A 19,566-nucleotide genomic window follows, 5' to 3' on the forward strand; every position below is an offset into this window, starting at 1 on the left:
AGATCCTGTATGCTGTTTCATCCCGGTTAACGCGTTAAACACCGTACTCTTCCCCACATTGGGATTTCCAGCCAGCGCAACTGTCATACTCATTGAACCACCATCCTGACTCTCACCTGTCTTGAATCTTCATCCCGCAAAGCAATCACCGCCCTGCGTATTAAATAAGCTGTCGGATCTCCCATCGGGCTTTTTCCCACACACTCAACTGCTGTTCCATCAATCAATCCGATATCCTGCAGCCGCCTGCGCATATTGCCGGAAGTCATAAGCCTGACCACAACAGCTTTCTCACCTGGCTTGAGCTGTGACAACCGTAAATCCATCTCCACATTTGCCCTCCTGCTTCAGCATTTCCTTATGATTACTGTATGAAGCCGCAAATGTTTTTGTTAATCTTCAGTCTGGCCATTTTCCATCAGTACAGAAAGATGCGGATTATAAAGATACGGAGATCTGGGGGCTTCTAGCATATCTTCTATTTCATGCTCAAACGAAATTATTTTTTTTAAGTATGCATTTACAATGATACTTTTCAGCTTAATTATGAACTTGAACTTTATGTTCATTCACATCACCTCCAGCAAAATTGTAACATAGTGACCCGCAAAAAAAAGCTGGTAAATAATTCAAACCGCCTGCACCAGAGGTTTGGAAAATGATATAGATGCCATTGAAAATGCAGTTGCATATGATTTTAGTAATGGTTTAGTAGAAGGAATAAAAGCAGGCTAAAAATGATTAAGCGTACTATGTACGGCAGATGCAGCCGAGAATTATCAGAAGGAAAGCTGGAATATAAGATTATTAATCTCCTCGTTCAGTTCTTAAAGAGGCTTAAACATTAAATTTAAACGTTTCACTAAAATGTTTTGGGAATTCCTACTCCTGGTTCTGTTGTTCCGAAAGGTCGCCCATGCTATAGTGGCAACTACAAGAAAGTACTACTTCAAAAACAAATAACAAGGAGGAAACATAATGTACGGACAGGAGTTTGAATTTTTTGATCTTTTAGACATTTTCAAAAACAGACAGGAAGTCGAGGGGGGGACAGGCGAGTGTGTAGCTGTTTATGATTACACAGATTTTAACATGCGTTGGATTGAACCGCCGATTCCAATCTACTATGTCTCCACACTCGATGAGAACGGTAACTCTAATGTGGCTCCGATTTCTCTCGGAACCTGCTGCTGGGGAGAGCATCCTTGGGGAAGGCATTACTACACTCTTGGTGTACAGCATACCCGAAACACCAACCGTAATCTGAAACTGAATAAGGAATGTGTTATCAGCTATGCAAACGCAAGACAATTAAGGGAAAGTACCATTGCCTGCTGTCCACTTCCATATGGTATCAGTGAAATGGATGTTGCTAAATTTACCCCGCTTCCATCAAAGAAGGTTAAACCAGCCGGCATCAAAGAGTGTATCTCTAATATGGAAGCACGTGTTGTCAATGAAGTGGAAGTTTCCAATACAACAATCTTCGTTGTTGAGATCGTTGGTATGAGCGTTGACAAGGAAGCCCTTGATCGTGATAGACATAGTAAATATCAGTTGGGTATTGGTGGAACAGACCTCGTATTTGAGATGTCTCTGACTGGAAGCCCGGCACGTATGAACTACGGTCTGATTGACCAGAACAAAATTCTGCCTTGCCCAAGTACGATCGGTGACGAAAAAGAGTGGAAGGGAACCTTTGAATCCTGGATGACTTCCGAGCTTCACAGAGGCCGTATTACAAAGAAAGAGTACAAGAAACTCCTGCTCCTCAACAAGAGCTGGATTCGCAATTCTGATCCTGTTGCGAATGGAGAAGTTAAGCATGAATTGACTGAGCTGCTTAAAGAGATGATCTGGCGTCCAATCAAGGATAATGATTATGTACGTAAAAATGATGTACAGGCGAGAAAAGAACATAACTATGTGCGTAACTCTGTTGGTTACTATGACTTCACACATGAGCTTATGGAAGTTACCGGAAAAGATGCAGCTAAGTTCCTTGACCGTATGATGGTTGGAGGTGTCAGCAAACTCAAGACAACACAGGCTAAGTACATGACTATGCTGAACAAGGACGGCATCATCATCGACGATGTTATTGTATTTCGTCCAGAGGAAGACAAGTACTGGGTTTCTACGCTGAAGATTGACAAGATGTTTATCTGGTTTGACATGAACAAACAGGATGAGGATGTATCTTACAGAGAAATCACCAGTGAAAAAACAATGTACTCCGTACAGGGGCCAAACTCTCGTAAAGTGCTGAATGCGATGCTTGCGAAGGATATTACGGACCAGAAGTTCTATACAATCTGTGACAATGCGATCGATGGTCATCCAGTTAAAATTGCTCGTTGTGGTTATACCGGTGAGCTTGGATACGAGATCTACTGTGATCCGGATAATGAGCTGCTGGTAGAGACTAAGCTCGAGGAGTGCGGAAAAGAGTACAATATTCAACGCATCACTACAGATGTCATCATAACCAGCCTTCCTAAGGAAAAGGGCTATGTTCTGATGAGTGATCTGGAGAGACTGAATCCGCTTGAGGCAGGATTTGACTGGACTATCGATTGGAGCAAGGACTTCATCGGCAAGGATGTGCTTGAGAAAATCAAGGCAGAAGGCGGTCCCGGAAGAACCATGATGGGCTTCATGATTGATGATCCGAGGGCAGCTCTCCAGTTTGAAGGTAAGGTGTTAAAAGATGCAAAGAAAATCGGTCGCATTACTTGCTATACCTACGGATACACAGTAGAGAAGGTTATTGGCTACTGCCTGATTGATGTTGACGCTGCAAAACCAGGTGATACTGTCAACATCCATGGTTATAAGGCAACTCTGACTGATCGCATATTCTATGATCCTGAGAATGCAAGAATCAGAGGGTAAGTAGTAACGTCGGTTACAGAGTATAGTTACATAATAACATGTAACGGAGAGGAGATGGTTGTCGTCAGCCATCTTTTTCTCTTTTTATAGGGATAATTACAGGGTGGCATGTGACCAATCGGGCGGAATATCATGAAGGAGCGCTTCCAGAACCCCCGACAATAAGAAATATGAAAAGGAAGAGACCGTCCCTTACAGAATCTGGATCTTGAAAAATCCCGGATTCTGTGGAATTGTCTCTTCCCTGCTTATCAGGGGTTAAAAATCGGTATTAACCGACACCCCCTGATTCTCTGTTTTTTTATTTCAGTATCTTCATCTTATATCGGTTTTGTTTTACCGGTATCTCAGACAGGTTTTTACGTTCCCGAAGATGTTCCAGCTGCATTTCTCTCTTCCTGATATCTGCCATTCTCCTGCTCACCGGCTGGTATCTGCTGATTTCTTCCCCGCACCTTACACTGCGACCGTTCCGCACGTATTCGATCCCATACTGAACTGCGATGTATAGTTTCAGATACGCATACTGCAGGCTTGTACCAATCCTGTGGATTACAGTACTCTTATAATCCAAACCATCGCTGGCATATGCAGCAATTGCGATTCCAACCAGGATAATGCAGCTGATCCGTAAATAAATACCATATGCCTCCAGCATAAGCTCATCCCCTTTCGCAATACTTTGTTATTATCTTTATAATACCTCCGAAACCTGGAATAGTCAATACATTTGGCTTGGTTTTTTTAACTTTTCAGTTTTTATCATTTCATTTTCCGTCAGAAGACGAATCAGTCCAAACCCCGTCAGCAGGGATGCACTGCAAAGTACCCATTCCCACCCTGCAGGAAGTCCCGGAAATACATCTGCGGCTGAACCGATGATAAACCCCATAATGATCAAATACGTTGGCTGCGGATACCGCTGCATGGCACCTTCTAGTACCTTTGTCGTCAGGACAATCCCAAGCAGCAGGCCAATGCCCATCGGCATGAGAAATCCCAGATCAAACGAACTGATCGCCTTCATTGTATCCTGGTATATCCCCAGCATGAGCAAAAGATAAGAAATGCTGATCCCGGGCAGAATCAGCGCTATCGCAGCAATAAAACCTGCCGAAACCAGAACCAGAATTCCAGTGCTTCCCCCGCTGCTGCCAAACGCTTCCGCTGGAAAGAGTGAAATAAGCATGACAGCAAAGATTCCTCCGATCACATAAACGGGAAGCTTCCAGGAAAATGCCTGTACCTGGGCTTTTTGATACATCATGGGTATTCCGCCTGCCACAGCTCCGAGGAAAAAAAACATCATGGGTTTCGTATATGCTTCTATCAGCGCCAGTAAAGGACTTGCAAAAAGCATCATACCGGCGAGAGCAGCAAAAGTAAACACTGATAAAAAGAGAAAATTCTCTTTTTTCTGCTTTCTGAATGAGCTTACCGATGAGACGAGCCTGTCGTATATGCCAAGGATCATTGCCATAGATCCCCCGCTGACGCCGGGTACCAGCATTGTACCTCCGACAATCAAACCTTTTGCAGCGGTACTGATTCCATCTTTTTTCATCAAAATCTCCTTATTATCATCTTTTAAGTTATATCCGATTATAGAGTTCATACCGTATTGAGGCAAGTGACTTTATATTTATTTAAGAATTTTATACCTATGTATATTATGTTCCCCTCTCTTCTTATTCATCTTTCATTGCTGCACTATTTTCATTATTGTTTTTTGTATAATTTGTATAATTTAAAACCGGAATATTTGTGCAGTATTTGCCAGAATCAAAGACTAGCGAGGATCAGATCGTGAAGCATCATTTCCTTGCCTGTTAACGACAGTGCCATTTTCAGGCACGCTGCTAAAAAAGGTGCCCCAGAGGTTATCTCATAACTCCCGGGTCACCTTCTCAGAGGTTACATATGTCCATTTTGACACTCTTCTGACTCACCTGGTGTTTTTACCGGACGCCGTTTTCCTGTAAATTCTGATACGGTCAGTTTTATCACAGTCACGATGGACACGAGACGTTCATTGAATTCGAACTGCTTTCCGGTCTGACACTGCATCAATATTTCCATCGCCTCTGTTTTTTCCTTCACATCCTCTACCAGTTCAATTCTTCCCTTGCCCATGATGCTGGCATAGCCATATCCGTACTGGCAGGCCACTCTTCCCTGAATCAGTTCATGGTCACAGTCCATCTCAAACGCTGCATTCGAACAGCTTTTGATCAGGTCCAGCTTCTTCCCTCGCATGCCTCCATGCATATAAAACGTCAGTTTTTCACCCTCCAGGGTATAGCCATAATTCATCGGCAATATGTAAATATCATCACCATCGTGCAGCCCGATATGGATTACCTTACATGTTTCCAATACCTGGCGCATTTCTTCAATATCTGTAATTTCCCGATCTCTCCGTCGCATTTTACTCATCCTCCATCTCAAAAGCATATCTTCTGAAGCCTTTACAGCAAATAGGCTTCAGCTCCTGATCTTTTGTTTTTTGATTATTTTCTCTTCTGTTCATTGTTTTCTTTCTCATCTGAATATATCTTTTATAAGCCTTATTGTATCATGAAATACACTGCCTATCAAACAATTCTGATTTTATAATGTTCAAGCCAGTAGTTTATCTGCAGCAGGTATGCAATGAGCTGTGGTCCTGCCATCAGCTGTCCATAAAACGGCCTTCCGTAGTCCGACGGGGTCCGCAGAAAGGCTTCCACCTTTTTCCTGTCAATCAGTGTTCCCAGAGGGGCATTCGGTTCTGATATGACTTCCATCAGCTGATTTTTCAAAAGCTGCTCATAATTTGGATCATACGTCTTGGGATACGGGCTTTTCTTCCTGTACAGGACCTCATAGGGGAGGATCTCTTCACCTGCTGCCCTGAGCAGTCCTTTTACGACACCTCCATGGCACTTCATATCCCACGGGACATTCCAAAGATACTCAATGATACGGTAATCTGCAAAAGGTACCCTTGCCTCCAGCCCTGAATGCATGCTGGTGCGGTCCATCCGGTCGAGCAGCGTCTGCATAAACCACTTTAAATTCAGATAAGAAATCTCGCGCCTTCGTGCCTCCTCAGTGCTCTCGCCATACAGCACAGGCGTCTCATCCACTGTCTTCTGGTAAGCGGCTTTTGCATATTCCTCCAGAGGCAGCTCCCGAAGTACCTCATCCTTCAACAGCATCTGACGCATTTCAAAATCCATCGACCATGGAAATATGTCGGCCTCAAAGCATTCTTTTTTGTGGAACCACGGATACCCGCCAAAGATCTCATCTGCACATTCTCCGGTCAGAGTGACTTTATCATATTGTGCCACCTGGCGGCAGAAATACAGCATGGAAGATTCCACGTCTGCCATACACGGGAGGTCTCTTGCATCCACCGCTTCAAACAGGTAATCATACAGATCCCGGTTCGTGCACTCCAGATAACGGTGGTTTGTCTTGGCAAATTCCACCATCTTGTCAACATACGGCCGGTCCTGGGATGGCTGGAATGAATTGGCCTTGAAATTCTTGTCATTATCCTTAAAGTCAAAAGAAAATGTATCCAGGATTTTTCCCTGTCTTTCACATTCTTTTGCACAGATCGCCGTCACCAGGCTGCTGTCCACCCCGCCGGATAAAAATGTACAGACTGGAACATCCGAGAGCATCTGGCCACGGACGGCATCTGTCACCAGCCATGCTGTCCTTTCAACTGTTTCTTCGTAGCTGTCCGTGTGCGGCTGACTGACTAATTTCCAATAGCAATATGTGTTCATTCCGCTTTTGTCATACTCCATGAAATGTCCCGGCAAAAGCTCTGATATTCCCTTAAATACTCCTTTTCCATATGACTTTGCTGGACCAAGTCCGAAAATTTCGCAAAGGCCTTCCCTGTCCAGTGCTGCCTCCATGCCTGGATACTGCAGGATACCTTTGATTTCTGACGAAAATATCAGCGAATTCTTCTTCACGCAGTAAAATAAAGGTTTCACCCCCGCACGATCCCGGAACAGCAACAGTTTTTCTGCTCTGCCGTCCCAGATAGCAAATGAAAAAATTCCATTCAGGCGTTTCACATATTCCCATCCATAATGCATATAGCCGGCCAGAATCACCTCCGTGTCACTTGTCGTGGACAATTTTATTCCCTCATCCAGTAATTCTCTGCGGAGTTCTGGCATATTATAGATTTCGCCGTTATATGAGATCGTACATTTTCCCGTGCCTTCACACCTTGTCATAGGCTGATGGCCTCCTGCAAGATCCAGGATAGACAGCCGCACATGTGCGAGGGAACAGTGTCTGTCAATATAGATGCCATCCTCATCCGGACCGCGGTGTTTTAATACCCGGTTCATTTTTTTGAGAACCGGCAGCCAATTGCTGCCGACTCTCTGATAATCCTCCGTATAATCACAAAAACCTGCAATTCCACACATAATTAAAATGCCTCCAATATCGGTTGATACTGCTCATTTTCCAGCGCAAGCTGTAGGGTAGGGATCAACATTTCTGTATGGGCAATCAATGAATTCGCCTTCTTGCGGGGATTATCCTGCCCGAACGGGACAAAGAATATGTTTTTAGCATTCAGAAGAAGTCCGATATTCTTCATATTCATGCCGAGAGCATCATTCGTTGAAATCGATATGACGAGCGGTTTATTATTTCTGAGATGTGCTTTAGCTGCCATCAGTACCGGTGTGTCTGTGATACCATTTGCAAGTTTCGCAAGCGTATTCCCCGTACACGGAAAAATCACCAGCACATCCAGCAAACTCTTCGGTCCAATAGGCTCTGCATCCCGGATACACAGAATCGGCGGTTTTCCGGTTATCCTTTCCGCCTTTTCCAGAAAGTCTTCAGCTTTTCCAAAGCGGCTGTCCGTGGTTCGCACCGCATCTGAAAAAACAGTCACCACATCTGCCCCTTCCTCCACAAGATTTCCAAGTTCAACAAAAATTTTATCCAGAGTACAGAACGAACCTGTGATCGCAACACCGACCTTTTTTCCTTTTAATTCCATACTTCTTTCCTTCCCACGCTATTACTATTCTCTCCGTCAGGCATCAATATATGCATCATTTTCAGCTGTCTGTTAATATACGCTGCAAATCCCTCACCGGAAGTCTGAGGTGCGTACCGGCCCGGAAGTCCGGGCACCAGCATTGTCTTTCGCCTCAGCTTTCTTGCACATTCAAAGTCCACTCCGCCTTTCCCGGAAGCGATGTCAATGATCAGGACATCTGCATCCGTTCTCACTAAACTCTCTTCTTCCAGAACCAGCCCGGGCACAGTATTGAAGACAAATGTTTTTCCCTGTATAATCTTCGGCAGGCGTTCCAGCGGTTCAGCCAGAAAACCAGATGCCTGTGCAGCAGCTCTCTGCTGTTCATTTCTGCAGCATACAGTTACCTCCGCGGACAACCCTTTCAGTTTTTCTGCCAGTACTTTTGCACATCTTCCGTATCCCAGAATTAAACAGCCACTCCCATGCAAAGCTGCAGGGTGGTTTTTCATCGCATCCAGAATGGCACCTTCTGCTGTGGGAACGGCATTAAAAATGGACAGTGCCTCATCTTTCATATAATCACAGCAGCAGATTCCCTGCTTCTTGCAGTGTTCTTTAACCTCTTCTGTGATCAGACCTCCAAACAACGCCTTTAATCCGTCGGTGTTCTCAAACAGTACCGGCAATTCCAGATCTGGACATTCTACACCTGCACATATACTGTTATTTCTTGAAAATGGGATCCCTCCGGCCACACATTTCGAACAGCTCAATGCTTCCGCCAGACTGCCTGCCTTCACAGCAGAAGTCATATCACGCCCTGTATCAAATGTCCCGTAACAGATAACTGAATATCCAATTCTTTTCAGTGCATCTGCCATATAAACCAGACGGGAATCACCCCCGATTACAGCTATATCAAATAAAGTCACTTCGAGTAAACCTCCGTGTCTGCTCGTTTTAATATATGCCATAAAATTAGAAAACGTGTAGTTTTGCATCTCTTCAGAGAATTTGTCGAATTTACGCGAATTTTGACATTTATTCAATTTTTCCCCTATTCATTCGTATTCTTTTAGAATAAGACAGTAGAGGAGAAGCAACATGAAAAAAATCACTAATCTGATCCACGCGCTTGGTATTCATGCAACATACCGTGGTTACCATTATTTGTGTTATGCACTGCAGCTCTGCCTTGAAGATGAAAACTACATTCTCTTCGTCTGGAAATGGCTTTACAATGATATCGCTGCCCACTATGGCAAGAGCCGCTCCAGCGTTGAACATGCTCTGCGCACAGTTGTCGCAGCATGCTGGAATTACGGAAACAGAAATCTTCTGCATAAAATCGCCGGCTATCAGCTGGAACAGTGCCCTACCGTAGGAGAATTCATTTCCATTCTGGTCCATTATCTGGAATCGCAAGAAGAAGACTGACCTCTGTGCACAGGCCAGTCTTCCCTCTAAATTTTATCCCCCGCTTTTATCCGGAAAGGCTTATCTTTCATCTCTGACAACATTCTTTCAAAATCGCCAAGCGGCATAGGTCTCGCAAATACAAAACCCTGAATCACATCACAACCGGCTTCCCTCAGAAAGCTGACTGTATCGGGTAATTCAACCCCTTCCGCTATTGTTTTGATCTGCAGTTCCTGCGCCATATGAATAAAATTAGAAATGACGATTCTTTCTCTTTCTCTGTTTTTACTCTTCTGAAAAAACAATATGTCCAGCTTTAAAACATTGAACGGCAGATCCTTCAACAGATTCAGCGAGCTGTAACCCGAGCCAAAATCATCAAGTGAACAGATGAATCCCCGTTCCTGCAGTTTACACACAATGTCCAGAAACAGCTCATTGTCATTAAGCAGAATACTCTCAGTAAATTCCAGTTCCAGCACCCCGTCAGGTACGTTATATTCCGCCTTGACTTCCGCATAATAATCCACAAAATCTTTTTGCAGAATACCGGATCTCGATACATTCACAGCAATATTAATGGGCTCATTTCCAGCTCTCACATACTCCTGAATCCATCTGCATACTTTTCTGAACACATACCGGTCCAGCTCAACGATCCGTTCGCTTTTTTCGAAAAGTGGAATAAACCTTCCCGGTGGAATCGTTCCCCTCTCCGCACTCACCCATCGTACCAGCGCCTCTGCTCCGGCAATGCGGTCTCCGTTTTGAATGCCTATCTTAGGCTGCATATATACAACAAACTCTTCATTCTTAAATGCAGTGGATGCCCTTGCTTCCAGTGCTGTTTCCTCCAGAGCCTGTGCGCGTATATCATCCGTGTAAAAAACGTAATTGCTGCCTGGCATTTGTTTCGCTGTCTTATGTGCCATATTCGCATAATTCATCAGCACATCCACAGACAGCCCCCTGTCCTTTTCTTCAAGGTGATAGATGCCCATACATAATTCCACCAGTGACTGGCTTCCGGTCTCATTCTCTGACTTCCTCGTCCAGTCCAAAAGCTGCAGGAACCATTGATGTAATTCTTCCTTTCCCTGAAAGGGTCGGATCCCCGCAAAATTATCTGCCGCAACCCTGCAGGATATCGTATTATGCCTGTCCTGGGTAACAAAAAATGCTGCCATCTGAACTAATATCCGATCGCCTTCCTCATACCCCAGATAGTCATTGAGAAATTTGAATTTTTTCAGATCACAGTACCACAGAATATAGTGTGTTTTTCTGTCCTCCTTCAATAAGGGTGAGGTCTTCATTTTGAATCCTGCAAAATTCAGGATATCTGCAAGCGTATCTTTATAAGCCAGCCGCATCAGCTCTGCATGGTTCTGGGTCATCATCCTCCGCTGACGGACAAGGAAAAAAACAAAGAGACCGCAGGCTACCACGATCATAAGCATGATACCGCCTGCCGTGTTAATATATTTATTTCTGAGTACTTTCACCGGAACAATACTCAGCAGATACCAGTTTGCCTCAGAAATGGGAATGATAACGGCATTATGCGCCGTCCCCTCGCTGTCGGTAAACTGAAACGCATCTTCTGTGTTGAGTTTGTTCAGCTTTTCCAGTTTTATCCGTATCTCATCCGGTATCCTCTTTTCACTGACGGAATCGCTGCCGGTTATCATGGACTGCCTGGACCGCAGAATATAACTGCCATCACTTTTTATGATATCTGAATATCCATACCCGTTATACACAGGAGCATCAATAATATTTCGAAAAACTTCTGTCGCATGAACCGCACACAGCACTCCTCTGACTTTCCCTGCCTCGTTCTTCACGGGAACTGCATAGTAATTCACGTATGCATCTTTGTTAAACGGGTCCTGAAATGTATCCGATATTGTTTCTTTACCCTCAAGTGCTTTCTGGAAAAAGACCTCATCTGACAGATCAATTTCATGGCATTGCCCCCCTATATCAACCAGAGTGACTGTTCCTTCCAGATTAGCATAGCCCATCCGTATAAAAGCATTCTTGTCATTGATCCCCCGCAGCATCTGCATGATCTGCTGACTGTCTGTCACTCCAAGATACTTCATGCCCAGGGAAATGCCCTCCAGTGTCTGAAAATCACCTTCTATCTGCTTATCGATACTGATTTTATTTTGCTGTGCTGAACTGTAGATATAATTTATATTCTCCTGCTCATTTTTATGGATCATTTGAATAAGAAAGACCAGACTGCACGCTATAAAACACAGACAGAGTAAAATTGGAACTGCCATGTTTTTTGTGTTTTTGTTCAATAATTTGTTCTTTTTCATACACTATACCCGGCTTAAAGCAGCTTTTTCATGATGTTGTAGAGGTACTCCAGATCAACAGGCTTCGGAACAAATTCTGTCATCCCGGCAGCGAATGCCGCATCCTCGTCTTCTTTAAACGAATTTGCTGTCATGGCTATAATCGGTATGGTTTTGCTCTCCGGCAGATCACACGCTCTGATTTCTCTGGAGGCATCAAGTCCGTCCATGACCGGCATCCTTAGATCCATCAGAATCGCCTGATAGTACCCTGACTTTGCTGTCCGGAACATTTCTACAGCCTCCTGTCCGTTGACTGCCCTGTCCACCTGTGCGCCTTCCAGCTCAAGAAGCTCCTGTGCAATCTCAGCATTAAGATCATTATCCTCGGCAAGCAATATTCTGATGCCGTTCAGATCGATCCCGGTGTCCTCCCTCCGGGAAACGTTCTCACTTTCTTTTATCTGATTCAGACTGAGTTTGAAAATGAACTCCGTACCTTTCCCCGGTACACTTGTAACCCGCAGTTCACCACCCATCGCCTGAACGATATTGCTGCTGATGCTGAGACCAAGCCCCGTCCCTTCACTTTTCGTCATATTCGTCCCAACCTGCTCAAATGGATTAAAAATAACTTTCTGATATTCCGGCGCAATTCCAATTCCCGTATCCCTGACTGAAAAACAGTACTCGCCAATGTCTTCGCTTTTTACTCTCTCCTCCACTCCCAGATAAATCTCCCCTCCTTCCGGAGTGAATTTTACTGCGTTCGTCAGCAAATTCAGCAGTACCTGCCGGATACGTATCGGATCTCCGGTCAGACAGTCATGCGTCACATTCCTCAGCATATGAAAAGATATCTGTTTTTGCTCTGCCTGAAGTGCAAACATATCCTGTATCTCATCCAATACCCTATTCAGGGAAAACGATTCTGACTGAATCTTCAGTTTTCCTTTTTCTATCCTCGACATATCCAGGATATCGCTGATCAGCGAAAGCAGGTATTCGGATGACCGGCGGATCTTATTCAGATTTTCTCTGGTCTCTTTCGGCAGCTCTTCCTGCATGCAGGTCAAATCTGTCAGTCCCACGATCGCATTCATAGGCGTCCTGATCTCATGACTCATCCGTGATAAAAACTCGGTCTTCGCCTGATTCTTTGCTTCTGCCTTTTCCAAATCTGCCAGCATTATTGAATTTTTCATTCTCGCGCGGGCAACCAGTAGAATCACTGCCACTATCAGCAGCAGAAACACGACAATGGTCACGACAAACGCGACCGGATTTGCATAAAGGATCTCTGAAAGAGACATATCTGAATACCCGGCAGAAACAAGGTTTCTGTCAAGCATTATATTGACTTCCTCCATGGTAATACTGCTGATTGCCTTATTCAGTATGGTAAATAATTCCGTATCCATCGGCCGGTCCACGGCAAAAGATATCTGTGTATCCATGTTAACTCTCGTCACAGGTACTACATTTGCAAACCTGTGGTTCTGCATTTCCTGGTCTATCTGTGCGGACAAGCCATAGAAAAAGTCTATCTCTCCCTTATTAACGGCATTCATGCCGTCACGTACTGTTTTATAAAAATGAATATCAGAATCTTCAATGTCTGAGGGCACGGCGCACCCGCTGACGACGCCCCCGGCAAGTCCCGCCGACGGGTAGTCTGCCGATTTATTTTTAACAATCGTGCTGTTCAGGCTAATATATGATTCCGTGAGCGCCAGGCCTTCGTCAAATGCAGTTTCATCACTGCCTATATAATATCCAAGTACCTCTGCTTCCCCTGATTTTACTAATTCCGCCGCACCGTCGTACGTATCAGAAACAATGAAGGAAAATGTAAGACCCGAAAACTCCTCCACATATTCCAGGAATTCTTTCAGGAATCCAGAGTGGCCATGTTGATGTGACCGATTGTCAGAACAGTAAAACGGATGACTTTCTTCTACAACAGCCACTGTAACATTCCGTTTTTCTTTTATGTATGACACTTCGTCATCATTAAGCGAAATATCCGCTGTTTTCACAACCGGAAAGTTCTTGCTGTACTTTTCGTCAGCAAAATCCGGATTGCTGTCCATGATCTTTTCCAGCGCCGTATTGAGTCCATTCAGCACCTCTTCTTCCCCCGGCTGTGTGACAATATAGTACGGCTGTGCATTGAATGAGGTCACGACACGCAGCTGCGGATCTGAATCCATCTCGTTTCCCATCAGCAGGTCCACCTCTTTATTCTTTAAATGTTGAAACAGGTTCTCATCCTCTGACATTTCATCATGCTGATAATATTTCAGTGTGCAGTCAAGATCATTTAATTTCAAGAATTCAGTAAGACGCCTGATTTTTTCCTCCGACTTTTCATAGACTCCGATCACCATTCCATTCAGTGTCTGAAGGTCAAAACTTTTCAGTCTGTTATCGTTCCGCCTGCCAAGCAGTGTGACACGGCTGTTTCCCATACTGAATTCCGGATACCCAAAATATTCTTCAAAACCCGGCAGGTAAAAAGTTCCTCCCATCAGATCATACTTTCCCTCCAGAAAATCATTTGTTATGTTCTCAGCGCTCACCTCAATATACTCATATTCCCAGTTTGTATATTTTGCAATTTCAGTGAGATAGTCAACCATCAGCCCTTTATATTTTCCGTTCTCATCGACCTCGCTGATTCCCGGTACGGAAGAGAATCCCACCTTCAGTGTCCGCCGAGGCATGCTCTCGGTGTCTGACGCGGCCTGAACACGTTGTATACTAAAAAAGCCGGTCAGCAACAGCAGCAGCATTAATGCTGCTGCTGTTCTCAAACCCGCACCATGGATTCTCTTCATATAGCTTCCCCCCAGTCCAGCAGGTGCAAAACCTCTGACAAATCCTGCACTGTCATAACATCATCATATGTTTTGCCCTTCGTTCTCTGGACGAGAACCGGCTGTATTGCTGCAGCTCTGGCCCCCAGCACATCGGAGCTGTAGGAGTCACCGATATGCAGCACTTCATCCGCACCACATCCGCTTACCTCCAATGCCCTTTCAAACAGCTCCCTGTGTGGCTTGTACGCCCGGACCATATCTGCACAGATGATTGCCTCCGGCTGAAGCTGTTTATCCTCCATGCCCTTTTTTACGTACTCGATTCCATTGTTGCTGATCATATAGATCGGTACCGGACATTTCTCAAAAAACTCTTTTGCATCCGGAAACGCAGGAGCGCATACCCAGGATCTACGAATCAGTACATGCAGTTCCCTCAGATTTTCCTTCAGATGAATTTCCACAACAAGGCTTTGCAGGATCTTGTCAACAATCTCATCTTCTGTCAGATAGTTTTCCCCATAACTGTTTTCCTCATACTGTTTCATACGTTTCCACCAGAGTGCCAGAACAGCCTGCGGGTCATGCAGGTCGCTGTTATGGCATACACGCTTTACCACGTCTCTGATTTCTTCTCCGTCTTCTTTCACAGTAGTTCCTGTATAATCTATAAATACTGCTTTTATCATGACTCTTCCCTTTGCTCCTCTATTCATCCAATACACTCTCCAGGGTCGCCCGCAGAATATCCATATCAATCGGCTTTGATACATGTGCCGTCATACCAGCTCGCGCTGACTCCTGGATATCCTCCGTAAAAGCATTGGCCGTCATCGCAATGACCGGAATGTTTCCGGCATCCCTGCGCCCCATTTTCCGAATCGCCCGTGTTGCCTCATACCCGTTCATCCCCGGCATCTGAATGTCCATCAGAATTGCATCGTATGTTCCCGGTTCCGTATTCTCAAACTCATTTACAGCCTGTTGTCCGTCATCAACAAGAACGGTTTCTGCCCCGTGAAGCAGCAGCAGTTCGCACAGAATCTCCGCATTGATATCATTATCTTCTGCTACCAGGAAACGCCGTCCTGCAAACCACTCCTCCGTTCTATCACCATCTGTTCCACCCAAAACCTTTTCACGGGTCTCATCCGCTATCAACGCAATCTCATACTCCAGTTCGACCTTAAACGTCGTTCCTTCATTCACCTGGCTTTCTACAGCAATACTGCCTCCCATCAGGTCTACCAGCCCTCTTGTGATACTCAGTCCCAGTCCTGTACCCTCAATACGCCGGGCGCTGTAATCACGGCTGAACGGAATAAAAATATTCACCAGATATTCTTCCGGCATACCTATCCCTGTATCCTGAACCGTAAAACGATACCTGACATGTCCGGCAGGCTGCACAGCGGGTATTTGTTCCACCAGAAAATCGATACGTCCGCCTTCCGGTGTGAATTTAACCGCATTGCTCAGAATATTGATGAGAATCTGACTGATGCGAAGCGAGTCTCCCCAGAAATGCTCCTGAGAGATCTTCTCCATTCTGCGTTCAAGATGAAGTCCTGCCTCCCTTGCCTGAGGATCCATAATCGCAGAAATCTGCTGTATCAGTTCGCCCAGTGACACTATTCTGCAGTTTAATGTGATCTTGGAGCGCTCGATCCTGCTCATGTCCAGAACATCATTGACAAGACTCAGCAGATGTCTGGAAGCAACTGCTATTTTCTGGAGACAGTCCGCAACCCGGTCAGTGTTCTTCAGGTGGGCCTGTGCCAGCGTTGTCATTCCCATGATGGCATTCATAGGAGTCCGGATATCATGGCTCATAGCTGATAGAAAATCACTTTTTGCCAGATTTGCCTCTTTCGCAAGTATCAGTGCTTTCTCCAGCGCTTCTTTGCTCTGCCGTTCAGCCGTCAGCATATCTGTCACATCTGCCCGAACCATACATACGGTTCTGTGGTTCTGATCTCCCCACAGGACATTGACCTGCTTGTATAGTATTTCTGTATCCTCTCGATATGGGATCACAAAATCGTATCCCGCCGGTTCTTTTTCCAGACGCTGCAGCATGGTTTCCAGCAGAAAGTTGTCAAATGCCTCTGCTTTGCTTTCTTCCAGAACAAATCTGTTAACAAATTGTGTCACGGATTCATTATAATGATCGATTATGTACGGAGACAGGTTTTCCAACACTGCCTGGCGCGTAAACAGAGTAAACTGTTCATCCCTGATATTGATAAATCCCATCAATTCGAATGTATATGCCAGCATATTCAGCAGCCCCTGCTGCTCCCGGACAGAAGCTGTGATATCCGTACACATCAGGCATGCACGGCCCAGACGCATGTCGATTGCCGAAACCGTAATGTTTTTCGTTCTGATATCATGATTCTCATCCAGAATGGAATAAGAAAATGTGTAGCTTCCTTCCTTCTCCAGCCTGCGTCGCATTTCTTTTATATCCAGCTCCCTGGCATACTCTTCCCTGTCTTTCGGTACAACCGAGGACTGAAGCATGGACTTCACACGTTCAGATAGCCGTCCGCACTTTACCGGAACACTGCCGGCCTTAGGATTACAGGACAACAGTGTAAAGTAATCCCGGTCAAGATTCAGGTCCATGACGACATCATGGCTTGTCTCTGAAAGCTGATGCAGAATCCGGTCTGATACGATCTGCTCCGTGATATCCGTCACTGTCAGTATTCCGGTAATATCACCGGTATCAGGTGCTTCCAGCAGATTTACTTTAAACTGCACGTAACGGCCCTTCTGATCCCCTGGCAGCCTGACGAAGCATTTGATAAGGTGTTCCATATCTCCTTTTTCAAATGCCTTCCTCACCGGTTCGTTGAGGTAAGTACGCATAAATGCTTTTCGTTCTTCTTCGTCTTGAACAAAACCTGCTATTCCTGAAAAAAATTCTTCCCTCTTGTGTCCAAAAGTCTGCAGCAGTCCCGAATGTGTATAATCTATAATATCCAGTATTCTGTTCTGTGATACATTACAATGTCCGACGATCAATGCATCAGGCCCGGGGGTACGGTAATGCTGGAGTATAATTTCTTCATACTGACGTCGGAGCTGCTCTTTCTCTTCGATATTTTTGCTGATGTCTGTATACATACAGTAGAGTCTGCGTGCTCCATCAGTCATTCGGATCAGGGACAGGGTCAGTCTGGTCCAGATATATCCTCCGTCGCCCCGTTTCATCCGGCCGGTAAGTTCACAGTGCCCCTCTCCTCTTTCCATATATCTTCTCAATATTTCCAGATTCTCTTTTCGGTCATCCGGATGTACTCCCGCAAAAAGATCGCCTGCATATAAGTCTTTAACTTCTTCAACTGTCATATGCGTCATTGCTGCAAGACCGTCAGAGACAAATTCCAGTCTCATGGTACCGTCCTTCTCACAGCAGATGACAGAAACCCCGCCCGGCAGTTTTTCTACAACATTCCTGAAATATATCTCCAGCAGCTCCTTTTCTTTTCTTGTCTGCACTTCCTCTGTGATATCCCTGATATATTTCACATATGCCGGTATTCCGTTCCAGTCTAATTCCCGAAAACGTGTACTGTATACCCGGTCCGTATCTCCGACCTGCATATCATGCTCTTCGCCCTCCGTTCCGTCTTTTCTCAAAGTACAGAATTCGCATGGCGCATTTTTGTGAAACAGTAACTCATAACACTTTTTCCCGAGATAATTTGTCCCTCTCATAATGGAATTTCTGGACTCATTGGCATACAGCAGGTCATAGGTTGCCTTATCGATCACATAAATCCCATCCGTCATCTCATCTGCCATGCTCTGAAACAGGCGTGCTTCCCCAGACATACCTGTAAACACTGCATAAAATCTGGCATCCTCCGAAATATTCCCCATACGGCGGCCATTCAGATGGATCCAGATCAGGTTTCCGTCTTTGTGCTGCATCCGGTAAGAAATATCCAGCACGTCTCCACTCGCAAATGCAGCGTATGCCGATGCCCTCACCCTCTCTCTGTCCGGTTCGTAAACAGCATCAAATATATCGTGTTTACATATCCTGCCGTACTCTTCCCGGGTATGCCCTGAAAGCGCCATCGCTCCGTCCGAGAAAAAGACTGGAACAAACCGTGTTCCCTCCACGCGGTAACTTGCAATCCCTCCTGGTATGGAATTTACAAGGTATTCCAATTCCAGCTTTGCCTGTTTCAGTTCCGTAATATTATGAAAAACACAGTGAAGCAGCTGACAGCCATCCTCCTCCCCGATCCACTTCACATGGACATGAACCCAGACGATGTGTCCGTCCCTGTGCTGTTTACGGAATTCAAACGCTCCCATACCGTGGCATTGGATTACTTTTCTGGCCTTTGACAACACCATGTCCATATCTCTCCGGTATATCATTAAAGCCGCGTCCTGTTTTATCAGTTCCCTATACTCTTCCACCGTATAACCGGACAACTCTGGTACGCCATCTGAAAAATAGATTGTTTCGAAAACATCCGATACCTTGTATATCGCAACACCACCGGGTATGGCATTGATGATATCCTGCATTTTGTCATGAATGCCTGTCAATTCTTTTCTCAGGTGTTCCTGCTCATTTGCCAGTTCTTCTTCTTTTTTCTTTTCTGTTATGTCCAGTATGTACTCTATATGAGCAGGTGTTCCTGCCCAGTCTATGATTTTGCCGCTGAGCTGATAGAGACGTTCGTCACCCGGATGCCAAAATTCCCGGGTCCAGAGTTCTGAACGGCTCATCTCTCCCATACGGCAAAAAGAACACGGACTGTCAAAACCAGCAGCCCGGTAGCAGGTAAGTCCACGGATGTCCGCATCCCGTCCCACAAATAAATCTCTGGCCATACGGTTTACATATAACAGCTTTCTGTTTTCGATTGAGGTGACGTATACAGCTACCGGAGCATTATCTAATACCACCGTCATCTGATCCATTGAAAGCTGATTCTCCTCTGTCATACCCGTTTTCCTCCCTCGGTTTTTCCTGTGTGACCAGTCTGCGGAAACTTTACTTTTTAGTACTTACGAAGCATTAAGTTTATTATATATTCCTGCACAAACTCTGTAAAGCATTGAATTA

At 45.1% G+C, this 19,566-nt stretch carries 13 protein-coding genes and 1 pseudogene; 2 read left to right on the forward strand and 12 right to left on the reverse strand.

Going from position 1 to position 19,566, the window contains the following annotated elements; all coding sequences use genetic code 11:
- Positions 1–93 (reverse strand): annotated as a pseudogene (locus MCG98_RS16145) (FeoB small GTPase domain-containing protein); the annotation flags it as partial.
- Positions 90–326, reverse strand: coding sequence for a FeoA family protein (locus tag MCG98_RS16150; protein WP_275891437.1), 237 nt, complete (start codon positions 324–326; stop codon positions 90–92). The gene MCG98_RS16150 and the pseudogene MCG98_RS16145, both read right to left, overlap by 4 nt.
- 652 nt (positions 327–978) lie before the next feature.
- On the opposite strand from MCG98_RS16150, the gene MCG98_RS16155 reads away from it, so the two are divergent.
- Positions 979–2,895 (forward strand): glycine cleavage T C-terminal barrel domain-containing protein, encoded by a 1,917-nt coding sequence (locus MCG98_RS16155; protein ID WP_240302912.1) that lies wholly within the window; start codon positions 979–981, stop codon positions 2,893–2,895.
- 301 nt (positions 2,896–3,196) lie between these two features.
- Here the strand turns inward: MCG98_RS16155 and MCG98_RS16160 are convergent, their stop codons facing one another.
- From MCG98_RS16160 to MCG98_RS16185, 6 genes are all read right to left on the reverse strand, one after another.
- A complete protein-coding gene (locus MCG98_RS16160; protein WP_240302913.1) occupies positions 3,197–3,553 on the reverse strand; it encodes a hypothetical protein in 357 nt (118 codons plus the stop codon).
- 63 nt (positions 3,554–3,616) lie between these two features.
- Complete coding sequence (locus MCG98_RS16165) at positions 3,617–4,459, reverse strand: DUF368 domain-containing protein (RefSeq protein ID WP_240302914.1); 843 nt, start codon at positions 4,457–4,459, stop codon at positions 3,617–3,619.
- A gap of 350 nt (positions 4,460–4,809) precedes the next feature.
- Positions 4,810–5,322, reverse strand: coding sequence for a pyridoxamine 5'-phosphate oxidase family protein (locus MCG98_RS16170; RefSeq protein WP_240302915.1), 513 nt, complete (start codon positions 5,320–5,322; stop codon positions 4,810–4,812).
- Positions 5,323–5,489: 167 nt separating this feature from the next.
- Positions 5,490–7,340: an asparagine synthase (glutamine-hydrolyzing) gene (asnB, locus tag MCG98_RS16175; protein WP_240302916.1), complete on the reverse strand. Its 1,851-nt coding sequence runs from the start codon at positions 7,338–7,340 to the stop codon at positions 5,490–5,492.
- A gap of 2 nt (positions 7,341–7,342) precedes the next feature.
- Positions 7,343–7,927, reverse strand: coding sequence for a dipicolinate synthase subunit B (locus tag MCG98_RS16180; RefSeq protein ID WP_240302917.1), 585 nt, complete (start codon positions 7,925–7,927; stop codon positions 7,343–7,345).
- Positions 7,918–8,844 carry a dipicolinate synthase subunit DpsA gene (locus MCG98_RS16185; RefSeq protein ID WP_240302918.1) on the reverse strand — a complete coding sequence of 309 codons (927 nt, stop codon included), beginning with the start codon at positions 8,842–8,844 and terminating at the stop codon, positions 7,918–7,920. The genes MCG98_RS16180 and MCG98_RS16185 overlap by 10 nt, the downstream gene beginning before the upstream one ends.
- Before the next feature lie 172 nt (positions 8,845–9,016).
- Here MCG98_RS16185 and MCG98_RS16190 point away from each other — a divergent pair, with 172 nt between their 5' ends.
- Positions 9,017–9,349: a sporulation initiation factor Spo0A C-terminal domain-containing protein gene (locus tag MCG98_RS16190; RefSeq protein ID WP_240302919.1), complete on the forward strand. Its 333-nt coding sequence runs from the start codon at positions 9,017–9,019 to the stop codon at positions 9,347–9,349.
- A 26-nt stretch (positions 9,350–9,375) separates the two neighbouring features.
- Here MCG98_RS16190 and MCG98_RS16195 read toward each other — a convergent pair whose 3' ends face one another.
- Genes MCG98_RS16195 through MCG98_RS16210 form a run of 4 tightly spaced genes read right to left on the reverse strand, consistent with a single transcriptional unit; the run spans position 9,376 to position 19,445 of the window.
- Positions 9,376–11,664, reverse strand: a complete 2,289-nt coding sequence (locus tag MCG98_RS16195) for an EAL domain-containing protein (RefSeq protein ID WP_240302920.1) — start codon at positions 11,662–11,664, stop codon at positions 9,376–9,378.
- 14 nt (positions 11,665–11,678) lie between these two features.
- Positions 11,679–14,483 (reverse strand): ATP-binding protein, encoded by a 2,805-nt coding sequence (locus tag MCG98_RS16200; protein ID WP_240302921.1) that lies wholly within the window; start codon positions 14,481–14,483, stop codon positions 11,679–11,681.
- Entirely contained in the window at positions 14,480–15,181 is a 702-nt protein-coding gene (locus tag MCG98_RS16205; protein ID WP_240302922.1) for an HAD family hydrolase, read from the reverse strand. Before MCG98_RS16205 ends, MCG98_RS16200 begins: the two co-directional genes overlap by 4 nt.
- Positions 15,174–19,445, reverse strand: coding sequence for a PAS domain S-box protein (locus MCG98_RS16210; protein WP_240302923.1), 4,272 nt, complete (start codon positions 19,443–19,445; stop codon positions 15,174–15,176). Before MCG98_RS16210 ends, MCG98_RS16205 begins: the two co-directional genes overlap by 8 nt.
- Positions 19,446–19,566: the final 121 nt, after the last annotated feature.

The sequence above is a fragment of the Ruminococcus sp. OA3 genome (assembly GCF_022440845.1).
Lineage (GTDB): Bacteria > Bacillota > Clostridia > Lachnospirales > Lachnospiraceae > Ruminococcus_G.